This window comes from Paracoccus acridae (assembly GCF_014642735.1).
Classification (GTDB): domain Bacteria; phylum Pseudomonadota; class Alphaproteobacteria; order Rhodobacterales; family Rhodobacteraceae; genus Paracoccus; species Paracoccus acridae.
In genome coordinates this window covers 135,222-147,682 of record NZ_BMIV01000007.1, presented here as the reverse complement: position 1 = coordinate 147,682, position 12,461 = coordinate 135,222, and the positions used below count along the sequence as shown (strand labels likewise).

The 12,461-nt window shown below is 67.5% G+C and carries 9 protein-coding genes; 4 read left to right on the top strand and 5 right to left on the bottom strand.

Going from position 1 to position 12,461, the window contains the following annotated elements; genetic code table 11:
* Positions 1-20: 20 nt before the first annotated feature.
* Positions 21-1,091 (bottom strand): SIMPL domain-containing protein, encoded by a 1,071-nt coding sequence (locus IEX25_RS12060; RefSeq protein WP_103171337.1) that lies wholly within the window; start codon positions 1,089-1,091, stop codon positions 21-23.
* Between the two features lie 188 nt (positions 1,092-1,279).
* On the opposite strand from IEX25_RS12060, the gene IEX25_RS12055 reads away from it, so the two are divergent.
* A complete protein-coding gene (locus tag IEX25_RS12055) occupies positions 1,280-4,195 on the top strand; it encodes a hypothetical protein (RefSeq protein ID WP_146038582.1) in 2,916 nt (971 codons plus the stop codon).
* Between the two features lie 3 nt (positions 4,196-4,198).
* Here the strand turns inward: IEX25_RS12055 and IEX25_RS12050 are convergent, their stop codons facing one another.
* Complete coding sequence (locus IEX25_RS12050; RefSeq protein WP_229665153.1) at positions 4,199-5,212, bottom strand: TraB/GumN family protein; 1,014 nt, start codon at positions 5,210-5,212, stop codon at positions 4,199-4,201.
* Positions 5,213-5,408: 196 nt separating this feature from the next.
* Between IEX25_RS12050 and IEX25_RS12045 the strand changes: the two genes are divergently transcribed.
* Both IEX25_RS12045 and groL read left to right on the top strand, forming a co-directional pair.
* A complete protein-coding gene (locus IEX25_RS12045) occupies positions 5,409-5,696 on the top strand; it encodes a co-chaperone GroES (RefSeq protein WP_089386456.1) in 288 nt (95 codons plus the stop codon).
* Positions 5,697-5,731: 35 nt separating this feature from the next.
* Entirely contained in the window at positions 5,732-7,369 is a 1,638-nt protein-coding gene (groL, locus tag IEX25_RS12040) for a chaperonin GroEL (RefSeq protein WP_188715259.1), read from the top strand.
* Between the two features lie 408 nt (positions 7,370-7,777).
* On the opposite strand, the gene IEX25_RS12035 is transcribed toward groL, so the two are convergent.
* Positions 7,778-8,155, bottom strand: a complete 378-nt coding sequence (locus IEX25_RS12035) for a DUF1622 domain-containing protein (protein ID WP_188715257.1) — start codon at positions 8,153-8,155, stop codon at positions 7,778-7,780.
* Between the two features lie 96 nt (positions 8,156-8,251).
* On the opposite strand from IEX25_RS12035, the gene IEX25_RS12030 reads away from it, so the two are divergent.
* Positions 8,252-8,701, top strand: coding sequence for a DUF892 family protein (locus IEX25_RS12030; protein WP_188715255.1), 450 nt, complete (start codon positions 8,252-8,254; stop codon positions 8,699-8,701).
* An 8-nt stretch (positions 8,702-8,709) separates the two neighbouring features.
* Here IEX25_RS12030 and IEX25_RS12025 read toward each other — a convergent pair whose 3' ends face one another.
* Positions 8,710-10,236 carry a Ppx/GppA family phosphatase gene (locus IEX25_RS12025; protein ID WP_188715312.1) on the bottom strand — a complete coding sequence of 509 codons (1,527 nt, stop codon included), beginning with the start codon at positions 10,234-10,236 and terminating at the stop codon, positions 8,710-8,712.
* 56 nt (positions 10,237-10,292) lie between these two features.
* On the bottom strand, positions 10,293-12,458 hold the full coding sequence (locus tag IEX25_RS12020; protein ID WP_103174642.1) for an RNA degradosome polyphosphate kinase: 2,166 nt from the start codon (positions 12,456-12,458) through the stop codon (positions 10,293-10,295).
* Between the last annotated feature and the right edge of the window lie 3 nt (positions 12,459-12,461).

Genomic DNA, 12,461 nt, shown 5'->3' with positions numbered 1-12,461 from the left:
CGCGCGGCCCCCTTTCACGTTCAGTTTGCGGGTGCCTGACCCTCGGCAGGGGCGTCCGCCGGGGCTTCGCCCAGCGGCACGACAGGCTCATCGGGTTCGGGTGCGCCGGTATCGGTGCCCAGGGGCGGCGGCAGCTCGCCCGGTGACGGTGCGGCCGGGTCGTTGCCGGGGACGGGCGCTGCGGCACCGCCGTCGGGCGCGGGGGTTTCCATGCCGGGAACGGGCGGATGGCCGGGGGGCAGGACACCCTGTTCGGCGTCATCGGTCCCCTGGCCCGAAGCGGGGCCTTCGCCATGCCCGTGGCCGTGGCCGTGGCCGCCTTTCCGATCCATCATCGGACCGCAATCCTGGCCGGTCAGCGCGAACTGCATTTCCACATTGGCGGACAAGGCGACCTCGCCCGCGGCAATCGGCACCTTGGCGGCATCCGCGGCGGCACGGGCCTCCATCATCATGGGGCGCGGCCCCTCCATCGTGGGGGTGTCGCGCAGGACAAGGACCGGGCCAAGGGTCAGCCCGGCAGCCTCGGCCAGGATCTCGGCCTTGTGGCGGGCATCAGCGACGGCGGCGCGACGGGCCTCGTCCTCGGCCGCGCTGCTGTTGTCGCGGATGAAGCTGATGCCGTTGATCTCGTTCGCGCCCGCCACGACGATGGCGTCCAGAACCTCGCCCAGTCGGGCCACGTCGCGGACGCGGACCGTCACCATGTTCGTGGCCTGGTAACCCGTGACGCTGGGCGCGCGGCCTTCGGCATAATCCATCACGGGATTGAGGTTCAGGCCCGAGGTCTGGACATCCGCCGCCTCGATCCCCGCGCCTGCCAGGGCGTCGATCACCGCGGTCTGCTGGGTGGAATTCTGGCGCATCGCCTCGGCCGCGCTGGGGGCCTGCGTCGTCACGCCCAGTTGGATCGTCGCCAGATCCGGGGCCGCGCGCGCCTCTCCCTCGCCGGTCACGGTCAGGCGCGACATGCCGGGATGGCACATGCCGTATCCCCCCTTGCCCGGTGCGGCCATGGCCGGTGCCCCAAGCGCCAGGGCCGTGGATGCCACCAGGGCGGCCCGTGCCAGCCGGTGCGAAAAGATGGTCATGTCTCTGTCCTCTCTGCGGAAATTTCCTTGTTCCAGCTAACAGCGATCCGGCTGGTAAGTTCAAAGCAATTGCGTTCACGGATCCGCCAGTTTGGCTTTCCTCAGGGCGCAAAATCCGGTAGATCTGCCGTAATCCCACCAAGTCGCGGACCTTCATAACACGCGATCGTCATCGAGCAGTCATTACCATGAACAGACATATTGCGCCGCCCGATTTCGCCATGAGCTTCACGCCCGAGGCGGTCCTGCTGGAACATCGCGACGGACTTGGATGGCGCCCCCTGGGCCAGGCCCCCTTCGCGGGCCGGGAAATGACCGCCCGGCTGGCCGCCCTGCGTGACGAGGCGGGCACCGCATCGGGCCAGGCCGACACCGTTCTGGTCATTCCCGACGACCAGATCCTTTACACCACGCTGACGGTTCCGGTGGGCAGCGACACCCCCAAGGCCATCGCCCGCGCGCTGGAGGCGATAACCCCCTATCAGGCCGAGGATCTGGCCTTCGACTGGTGCCCGTCGGCCCATGGCGACATCGAGACGCTGCGCATCGCCGCCGTCGCCCGCCGCACCCTGGAAGAGGCCGAGGATTTCGCCCGCGCCCAGGGCTTCCGCCCCGCAGGCTTCGTCGCCCGCCCCGAGGATGAGCGTTTCGACGGCCAGCCCGACTTCGGCCCCAGCCGGATGGCCGGCGACGGGTTCACCCGCCCGCCCTTCAGCCAGCCGGATCTGGCGCAGGCGCGCGTGACCGACCCGGTCGTGCCGGTCGCGGAACCCGCCGCCGCCAAGGTCGATGCCCCCGTCGTCATCAGCCGCATCGTGCCGCATGTGGTCGCCGCCGCCGTTCCGGCGCAGGCCCGGCCCGCGCCCGAAGCCGCCGCTGCCGCCGTGATCCGCCACAAGGAGGTCAAGGCCCCTGCGGCGCCCCGCACCCTGCCGCCGCGCGCGCAGGCCGTCCATGACCGCGCCCGCGAAGCCCGGGCCCGCCCCGCAGCCCTATCCGAGGACACGGCAGCCTCGCCGTCGCTTGCGGCGCGCCTGCGCAGCCTGGATCCGGGCCGGTTGCCCGTGATGATGGGGATTCTGGTTCTGGGCCTCGTGCTGGTCCTGGCCTTCTTCGGCGCGCCGTCGGGCGATGATGGCGTGGCGCCGACGCCCGCGACCACCGCCGAAGCCCTGGCCATGCCTGCCGACCCGGTGACGCAGCCCGCGCCGGTCGAGACCGCCGAGGCGCCGCAGGAAGCCGTGCCGCCTGCGCCCGTGGCGGATGCCGAAACCCCGGCCCAGGCCCCTGCGGTCGAAGCCGTTGCCGAAGCGCCCGCTGCGGAACCCGCGCAGGTCCAGCCCGAAGCGCAACCGACCGCAACCGCCGCAGCCCCGGTGGCCACACCCCTGCCCCCAGCGGCGGACACTGAAACCGCCGAGGCTGCGGAGACCACGCAAGCCGCGCCCGAAACTGCCGCCATCCAGCCCGTTCCTGTCGCGCCCGTGGTGACCGCCACGCGTCCCCAGCCGGCACCCGCGCAGCCCGATGATGCGCTGACCCAGGCATTGACGCAGGCCATGGCCGCGCCCCCGGCCACCGCGCCGCAGGCCCCGGTCAGCGCCCTGACCATGGCAGACGCCCCGGCCTCAGCCGCTGCCCCGGCCGCTGCCTCGCCCTCGGCCCCGGCGAGCGTTCCGACGGCTGCCTCTCCGGTCGCGGCAGCGCCGGCGGCGCCTGCTGCCCGCGTGGAAACCCCGACGCAGCGGCTTGCCAGTTCGGCCCGTCCGCCGCGCGTGGCCCCGGTGCGGGCCGCGCCTCCGGCACGGACCGATGCCCGCCCGGCGGTTCCCGCCAATCCGCAGCCCTTCGCGGAACGCGCACGTCCCGACACGGCCCGGCTGACCGGGTCCCGCCCGCCCGAACGACCCACCACCCAGCAAGCCAGCCAGCCCGCTGTGACACCGGCATCGGGACCCGCACGCGCGACGCCGCCGGCCGCGTCGTCGAACCGCCCGCCCGCCCGTCCCGAACGCCAAAGCATGATCGAGGAAGGCAGCCGGGCCGAGGATGGCCAGCCGACCCGCCTGACACAGGCCGAAAAACGCGCCCTGACCGACCTGCTGCGCGACCTGCGCACGGCACAGGCCGGTGCGTCAGGCCTCAGCACGGCGGAACGCGGCGCATTGATCCGGCTGGCCGATGCCCGCCCGACCCGCAAGCCGGTCGCGGTCGGCGGACCGGCGCAACGGGCGGTGCAGGATGCCGTCGCGGCGGCGGTCGCCGATGCGCCCCCTGCGCGGTCGGCATCGGGAGCAGGACTGGGACAGTCGGCCCGTCCCAAGGCCAGGCCCGGCGGGGCCAGATCCGTCGCCCGCAGCGATCCCGGTCCCGGCAACGCCAGCCTGTCCGGCAGGGCCATCGACCAGGCCGTTGCCGAAGCCGTATCCGAAAGCTCTCCCTTGCCAGGCGCCGTCGCTTTGACGGCGCTTCGTTCATCTGCCCTTCCGCCACGCCGCGCGACGGGGGCCGGGGCTGCGGCCGCCGCGGCCGTCACCGCCGCCGCGGCACCCATCGCGACCCTGGCGCCCACATCCGGCGACCTGCGCGCCGCGGCCCAGGCCCAGTCCGAGGAAGCGGCCCTGGCTGAACAGCGCCGCCAGGATGCCGAGTTGCAGGCCCAGGCCGAAGCCCGCGCCCGCGCCCGCGCCGCCCAGGACGCCCAGGCCGAGGCACAGGCCCGCGCCGCAGCCGAAGCCCGCGCCCGTGCCCAGGCCGAGGCAGAGGCCCGCGCCGCAGCCAGCCGCCAGCAACGCTATGCCCCGCCCGAGGCCGAGGACGAGCCGGAAGTCGCGGCCAATATCCCCGACGGCCGCACGCCGACCACGGCAGGCGTCGCCGCCACCGTCAAGGACGGCATCCAGATCAACCGCACCCAGATCATCGGCACCATCGGCGCGGGCAAGGCCAGCCGCGCCCTTGTGCGCCTGTCGAACGGCCGCGTGCTGACCCTGCGGCTGGGGGACCGGATCAACGGCGGCACGATCACCGATATCGGCGACAGCCGCATCACCTTCGTGAAGGGTGGCCAGCAGCAGGCGCTGTCGGTGCTGGGCGGGCGCTGAGGATCAACCGTCCAGCCCGGTGATGGTCCAGCCGTCCTGTTCCAGCAGGTGCAGCACGCCCCCCCTGCCCGGCAGGTGCAGCGCGCCGAAACCCGCGACGATGCCCTTGCCCTGCGCGGCGGCCTTTCGCGCGCCCTTGGTCAGCGGACCGATCCAGGCCGCGTTCCGCCGATCCATCAGTTGGTCCTTGACCAGATCCATCTGCGCATCGACCTGATCCCGCGTCAGTCCCGAATTGCGGTAAGCGTCGAATCGGCCGAACTCCCAGATCCGCCAGACATCCCCCGCGAAATAGGCATCGGTCAACGTGACGGCATAATCGTCGGCATAGGATGCGGCAGGCAAGGCCGCCCGGATCATCTCGATCTCCTGCTGGGGCGTCAGGTCGCGAAACAGGGTGAAGACCGTATCCCAGGGTTCCAGGGACCGCACGGGGATATCCAGCGCCTCGGCCCGGTCCATCAGGCGGTGATCCAGGCTGTCCCGCTGCCCCTGCCCATCGGCCACCTGCCGCATCATGCAGGGGCTGACCCCCAGCATCATCGCCACATACCAGGGCCGCAGCTTCGAGGTGATGATGGCGGGTGTCCCGCGATCCGCCATCGCGGCCGAAAGCGCCGCCCAGTCGCGGTCATCAAGACGTTCCGGCAGGGTGGGCCCGGCCGGATCGACCATCAGGGTCGGATCAGAGGCCAGGGCCTCGGTCAGTTTCCGTTCCTCGGCCGGTCCCGTTTCGACAAAGACGGCGGCGGCGTCGGCCAGCATCGGCTCCAACCGGGCCAGCATCGCGTCGTGGCGCGGATCGCCGAAATGATAGGTGCCGACCAGAATCATCGTCTGGTCGCCCTTGCTGGCCCGCCACAGCAACCCTTGGTGATAGGGGACATCCGCCACGGCGGCGTCGATCTCGGCCCGCTGGTCGGGGGTCATGGTGTCGAAAAGGTTCGTGCCCACGCATTGCGAGGCAGAGGCCGCCCCCGCCCACAGCATCAGGGTTCCCACCAGAAGGCTGCGCACGGTTCTCTCCTTGACTGCCAGACACCGGGAAACTGTCACAGGCCCCCCGCTTTGGCCAGCATCGGCCGCGCACATTTTGGCGACCGCGCGCCGTTGACAGGCCCGAAGCCTTGGCCTAAATCAGCGTCCATTGGCACTCACCTGGTGTGAGTGCCAACAAAGCGACACTGCAACCTGAAACACGGAGTGTTCAACCATGGCATTCACACCGCTGCATGACCGCGTTCTGGTCCGCCGCGTCCAGTCGGACGAAAAGACCAAGGGCGGCCTGATCATCCCTGACAGCGCCAAGGAAAAGCCCGCCGAGGGCGAGGTCATCTCGACCGGCGAAGGCGCGCGCAAGGATTCGGGCGAACTGATCGCGCCCTCGGTCAAGGCGGGGGACCGCGTGCTGTTCGGCAAATGGTCGGGCACCGAAGTCACGATCGACGGCGAAGAGCTGCTGATCATGAAGGAAAGCGACATCCTGGGCGTCATCGCCTGATCCGCCACCTTCACCGATAAATTCAGGAGAATCAAATGGCTGCGAAAGAAGTCAAGTTCAATACCGACGCCCGCGACCGGATGCTGAAAGGCGTCAACATCCTGGCCGACGCCGTGAAGGTCACGCTTGGCCCCAAGGGCCGCAACGTCGTGATCGACAAGTCCTTCGGCGCCCCGCGCATCACCAAGGACGGCGTCTCGGTCGCCAAGGAAATCGAACTGGCCGACAAGTTCGAGAACATGGGCGCCCAGATGGTCCGCGAAGTCGCGTCGCGCACCAACGATGAGGCCGGCGACGGCACCACCACCGCCACCGTTCTGGCCCAGGCCATCGTGAAAGAGGGTATGAAGGCGGTTGCCGCCGGCATGAACCCGATGGATCTGAAGCGCGGCATCGACCTCGCGACCTCGAAAGTGGTCGAGGCGATCAAGGCGGCCTCGCGTCCGGTCAACGACAGCGACGAAGTCGCCCAGGTCGGCACCATCTCGGCCAACGGCGAAGCCCAGATCGGCCGCTTCATCGCCGATGCAATGCAGAAAGTCGGCAACGAGGGTGTGATCACCGTCGAAGAAAACAAGGGGATGGAGACGGAAGTCGAAGTCGTCGAAGGCATGCAGTTCGACCGCGGCTACCTGTCGCCCTATTTCGTGACCAACCCCGACAAGATGGTCGCGGAACTGGAAGACGCCTATATCCTGCTGCACGAGAAGAAGCTCTCGTCGCTGCAGCCGATGGTGCCGCTGCTGGAAGCCGTGATCCAGTCGGGCAAGCCGCTGGTGATCGTTGCCGAGGACGTCGAAGGCGAGGCCCTGGCCACGCTGGTCGTCAACAAGCTGCGTGGCGGCCTGAAGATCGCTGCCGTCAAGGCTCCGGGCTTCGGCGATCGCCGCAAGGCCATGCTGCAGGACATCGCGATCCTGACCGGCGGTCAGGTCATCAGCGAAGACCTGGGCATGAAGCTGGAAAACGTCGGCATCGACATGCTGGGCCGCGCGAAGAAGGTCTCGATCAACAAGGACAACACCACCATCGTCGATGGCGCCGGTGAAAAGGCCGAGATCGAAGCCCGCGTGTCGCAAATCCGTCAGCAGATCGAGGAAACCACCTCGGACTACGACCGCGAGAAGCTGCAGGAGCGTGTTGCCAAGCTGGCCGGCGGCGTTGCCGTCATCCGCGTCGGCGGCATGACCGAGGTCGAGGTGAAAGAGCGCAAGGACCGTGTGGACGACGCGCTGAACGCGACCCGCGCAGCCGTGCAGGAAGGCGTGGTCGTCGGCGGCGGCGTGGCCCTGGTTCAGGGCGGCAAGGCCCTGGAAGGCCTGTCGGCCGAGAACAGCGACCAGGAAGCCGGCATCGCCATCGTGCGCCGCGCCCTGGAAGCCCCGATGCGCCAGATCGCCGAGAACGCCGGCGTTGACGGTGCCGTGGTTGCCGGCAAGGTCCGCGAGTCGAACGACAAGTCCTTCGGCTTCAACGCCCAGACCGAAGAATATGGCGACATGTTCAAGTTCGGCGTCATCGACCCGGCCAAGGTGGTTCGCACCGCGCTGGAAGACGCAGCCTCGGTCGCCGGTCTGCTGATCACCACCGAAGCCATGATTGCCGAAAAGCCCGAGCCGAAGGCTGGGGCCGGCGGCATGCCCGACATGGGCGGCATGGGCGGGATGATGTAATCATCCCCTGCCCTGCGGCAGAAACGGAAAGGGCGCCGGAAGGCGCCCTTTTTGCTTTTCGCCTGTATCGCGCTAACTGTTCCTTGAGGCTTTTCCTGTAGGCAAGGGCAACACGCCGTCAGGAGATTTCATGGTCCGTATCATCGCAGGTCTTGTTCTGGCCGTCTTCTGCCTTGCCGGACCGGCACGGGCGTGCAGTACCACGGCCAGCAGCACCTTTTGCGCCGACGGTTGGATCTCGCAGCCTACGGACAGGCGCGGGCCGCCAGATGAGCAGCCAGGATCGGGGCTCCAAGACGGTACGGATTTGGAACCGGGGCCTGATGGCCTTTATGTCGAAGGTGCCGTCGTGGTGGACGACCCGGCATCAGGGAACGACGGACAGTTGTGAAGGGATAATGCCCTTCGTTAGGATTTCCCTTCTTGATCCAGATGGCTCATTTCCCGTTCCAGGAAGAACGAGATTAGCGATCGGATAGCCACCAGCCCGCCCAGAAGCAGGATATTGTCCATCGTCAGGTGCAGCATCGTGCGGATCAGGTCGGCGACGATCAGCACCTCCAGCCCCGACAGGATGTGGCGGCCCAGTGTTAGCCGGCCTACGTTCAGCCTGTGGCCGCGCTCATGCGCATCGCGACGCAGGATTTCGCCGGATACGAAGTCTTTCGCGAACCGCAACAAACCCAGCAGAAGGATGGCAATGGCAAACAGTTCGATGACCACTACAAGCCACTCGAAGGCGAGCGTTAGCGGACCCAGATGATCTGACAGGGAAAAGGTCGTCATGGTGTCCTTCCTGGCCAGGATCCATTCGACCTAGGAACAAACGCCGCACGGGGACGGTTCAGCCTTTCTGAACCACAATCTTCAGGAGGCTTCTTCATGGCCACGACTGTCGGCACCGAAGACAACATCCGCGACCTTGTGCGTAACCTCATCCTGCTAGAACGCGATGCGATCGCGGCCTATGAATCCACGATCGAGCGCCTGTCAGACACCAGCTTGTCCCAACAGGTGGAATCCTTCCGGCAGGACCACCTGCAACACCTCAACGTGCTTCAGGAAGTGGCTGTCGAAACAGGGGCCGAAGGGCCGCAGCAAGGCGACATGAAGCAACTTCTGACCACTGGCAAAATCGCCCTGGCGGATATGTTCGGGGACGCGGCCATCCTGAAGGCGATGGCGACGAACGAAAACGACACGGTCACGGCCTATGAGCGTGCCTCGGCCCACCCAGACGCCATCGAGAAGTCGCGCTCCTTCTTCCAGAAGGCCTTTGCCGACGAACAGCGCCATCGCGAATGGCTGCAGCGCACGGCGGAATCGCTCTGACGGCGCGGTCAGGCGATCACGGGTTCCTTGTCCAGGGCATTGCACAGCGACCGGAACCGCGCCTCGGCGACCTCGCCCATCAGCTTGCGGCCGATGGACGTCAGATGCAGGCGCAGTTCCTGATCCGTCAGGGTCAACTTGCCCGCATCCGCCGGATCGTCAAGCGCCAGCATCGCTCCGAAGCGCATCGCCTTGCCCAGGATCTCGGCATCGCGGATCTCTGCCTCCGACAGCAGCTTGAACAGCGGCGCCATGGGCGAACCGGCACGGCTGTTCTTGTAGCGGTGCAGCAGCGCAAGGCCCAGGAAGACCCGCTCGGGATGGCTCAGCGCGGCCATGTTCGCGCGGGTCACATTGTCGAAGCAGGCCTCGGCCCGGTAATCGGGATGGGCGCGCCAGCTTGTGTCATGGAGCAGGCAGGCGGCGCGGATCAGGCGGTCGCGTTCGGGGGACACGTCGCCAAACAGCGGTTGCAGGAAATGATACAGCTTCTTGCCCGATCCCGGCATCCGCGCCATCTGGCGTTCGGTGAACCGCGCGGCCTCGATCAGGGGGTCGCGCTTGCGCAGGTTGTCCGGCATCTGTTCGTAGAGCAGCCCTTCGCGGATGCCATAGCTGGATATGGCCAGTTCTGCCGGCGCGAAGATTTCGGTCAGTTGCGCCAGCACTTGGGCAGCCAAGGGCACAAGTTCGATCCGCGACGATGACAGCCCGGTCCGCGCCTTGAGGTCAGCCAGGTCATTATCCGCAATCCAGGCGACAGTATCGGCCACAGCCTGGGGCGTCATGCGGTATTCGTGCAGGACGGTCATAGGATAGCCCACGCGTTCCATGTCCAACCGGGCAATGGCCCGCCAGCTGCCGCCGACCAGATAGATGCGTTCGTGATGGGTGCCCATCGTCCGGGCCAGGTCGGCCACGGTCTTCCTGATGTGCTTGCGCAGCCCGTCCTTGCCGCCGGGCACCTGTTGCAGGCGGAAGGGACCAAGCTGCGACGACACGCGCTTGCCAACCTGTCCGTCCGCCACCTCGGCCAGTTCCATCGAGTTGCCGCCGATGTCGCAGACCAGCCCGCGCGCGTCGGGCCAGCCCAGCAGCACGCCTTGCGCCGAAAGGCGGGCCTCCTCCTCGCCGTCGATGACATACATCTTGATGCCGGTCTCGCGTTCGACGCGGGCCTGGAATTCTGGACCGTCGGCGGCCTCGCGCACGGCGGCGGTGGCCACGCAGGTCAGCGGGTCGATGTCCATGCCCTTGGCAAGCGCGGCAAAGCGTTGCATGGCGGCAAAGCCGCGTTCGACGCCGTCGGGGTTCAGCCGGCCGGTCTGGGCCATCTTGGCGCCCAGTCCCGCCATGACCTTTTCGTTGTAGAAATAGGCGGGCGACCGCGCCGCGCCGTCGAAGACCACCATGCGGATCGAGTTCGACCCCACATCGACCACGCCCACGCGCGACAAGGCCCGCTTGGGCAGGGTCGCGAACATCTTGCCGAAAGGCTCGACCTTCTTGCCGGTCGTCGTCCGCACGCCGTTCATCCGCGTCTCCTGCTTGGCCCGCATCGCGCCGTTAATGACTTGCCCTTCCCGGCACGTCAATCATTCGAATGGGTCAGTGCCGGAACGTCCCCGGCACCTGCCGTGCCCCGCCCGGACAGCGAGGGATGGTCCATGAAGAAGCGGTGACAGTTGAACAGGTCGTCGCGCCCTTCGGGAAGATAGCGCACGAACCGCCCATCGGGTTGCAAAAGCCAGCTTTGCGCCTCGTCCGCCATGTTGGCGGCCATGATCTGGCTGACGATCTGCGCCTTGACGGTGTCGTTCACGCATTCGACCAGGGTTTCGACCCGGCGGTTCAGGTTGCGGTCCATCCAGTCGGCCGAGCTGATGAAGACCCGCGCCCGCTTCGACGGCAGGCCATAGCCGTTGCCGAAGCAGACGATGCGCGAATGTTCCAGATAGCGGCCGACGATCGACTTGACGCGGATGTTGTCCGACAGGCCGCGGATGCCGGGCCTGAGGCCGCAGATGCCGCGCACGACCAGGCTGATCCTGACGCCAGCGGCGCTTGCCGCATAAAGCGCGTCGATCACGTCCCTTTCGATCAACGAGTTCATCTTGGCCCAGATCGCGGCCGGGCGGCCTTGCCGGGCCAGTTCCGCCTCGCGCGAGATCAGGGACAGCAGGCGGTCCTTGAGGTCGATCGGAGAGACCGAGATGTTTTCCAGCCCCGCAGGCTGCACATAGCCCGACAGATAGTTGAACAGCTTGGTCGCGTCCCGCCCCAGCGCCGGATCGCAGGTGAACAGCGACAGGTCGGTATAGATCCGCGCCGTGATCGGGTGATAGTTGCCGGTCCCATAATGGGTATAGGTGACCAGGTTGTCGCCTTCCCGCCGGACGACCGTGCTGATCTTGGCATGGGTCTTGTAGTTGATGAAGCCATAGACGACATGCGCGCCCGCCCGTTCCAGCCTGCGCGACTGGCGGATATTGGCGGCCTCGTCGAAGCGGGCCTTCAGTTCCACCAGGGCCGTGACCGACTTGCCGGATTCGGCGGCCTCGCACAGGGCATCGACGATGGGGCTGTCGCGGCTGGTGCGATAAAGCGTCTGCTTGATCGCCAGCACGTTCGGATCCCGCGCCGCCTGGGCCAGGAAGCGCACCACCATGTCGAAGGTCTCATAGGGGTGGTGCAGCAGCATGTCCTTTTGCTTGATGGCGGCGAACATGTCGCCGTCATGGTCCTGCACCCGTTCGGGAACGCGCGGCGTGAAGGCGGGCCACAGCAGGTCGCGGCGCGAATCCAGCACCAGTTCGGACAGGTCGGCCACGCCCAGAAGCCCCTCGACCTCGATCACCTCGTCGGGGCCGACCTCAAGCTCGTCCATGATCAGGCGGCGCAGGCGGTCGGGCGCGCCGCGCGTGATCTTCAGCCGGATCACGCTGCCCCGGCGGCGGCGCTTCAGCGCGGTCTCGAACTCGCGGACCAGATCCTCGGCTTCCTCCTCGACCTCGAGGTCGCTGTCGCGCAGCACGCGGAAGGCGCAATGGCCGGTGTCGCGATAGCCGGGGAACAGGCTGGACAGGTGCATCAGCAGCAGATCCTCCAGCTTGAAGAACCGTTCCCCGCCCGGAAGGGGGATGAAGCGGTTCAACTGCGCAGGGATCGGCAGCAGCGCCTGCATCTGCCGCCCGTCGGTTTCCCGCGCCAGTTCCAGCGCCAGCGAGAAGCCCGCATTGGGGATGAAGGGAAACGGATGCGCCGGGTCGATGGCCAGCGGCGACAGGACCGGAAAGACCTTGCGCTCGAAGTAATCGTGCAGGAACTCCTCCTCGGCGCGGGTCAGGCGGGACCGGGACAGGATGACGATGCCCGCCTCCTCCATCTCGCGGCGGATGCGGTTCCAGACGCCCTGCTGCGCGCCCATCAGGCGGCGGGCATCGGCGTTGATGACCGCAAGCTGCTCGGCCGGGGTCATGCCGTCGTCGGACGGTGTGGCATTGCCCTCGCGCACCAGTTCGCGCAGGCCCGCCACGCGCACGGTATAGAATTCGTCCAGGTTGGTCGCGCTGATCGACACGAAGCGCAGCCGTTCCAGAAGCGGCACGCGGGGGTTTCGCGCCTCGTCCAAGACGCGCCAGTTGAAGGACAGCCAGCTGACTTCGCGGTTGAAGAAGCGCGACCCGTTCTGGGGCACCCCGTCAGGCAGGTCCTGGGGTGCGGGAAAGGGCGTCCGAAGGAAATCTGCTTGTGTCATGGT

Coding starts and splice junctions, on each gene's coding strand:
- IEX25_RS12030 (WP_188715255.1), top strand. CDS start 8,252: ATGGCCACGACTGTCGGCACCGAAGACAACATCCGCGACCTTGTGCGT.
- groL (WP_188715259.1), top strand. CDS start 5,732: ATGGCTGCGAAAGAAGTCAAGTTCAATACCGACGCCCGCGACCGGATG.
- IEX25_RS12020 (WP_103174642.1), bottom strand. CDS start 12,458: ATGACACAAGCAGATTTCCTTCGGACGCCCTTTCCCGCACCCCAGGAC.
- IEX25_RS12045 (WP_089386456.1), top strand. CDS start 5,409: ATGGCATTCACACCGCTGCATGACCGCGTTCTGGTCCGCCGCGTCCAG.
- IEX25_RS12055 (WP_146038582.1), top strand. CDS start 1,280: ATGAACAGACATATTGCGCCGCCCGATTTCGCCATGAGCTTCACGCCC.
- IEX25_RS12025 (WP_188715312.1), bottom strand. CDS start 10,236: ATGAACGGCGTGCGGACGACGACCGGCAAGAAGGTCGAGCCTTTCGGC.
- IEX25_RS12060 (WP_103171337.1), bottom strand. CDS start 1,091: ATGACCATCTTTTCGCACCGGCTGGCACGGGCCGCCCTGGTGGCATCC.
- IEX25_RS12035 (WP_188715257.1), bottom strand. CDS start 8,155: ATGACGACCTTTTCCCTGTCAGATCATCTGGGTCCGCTAACGCTCGCC.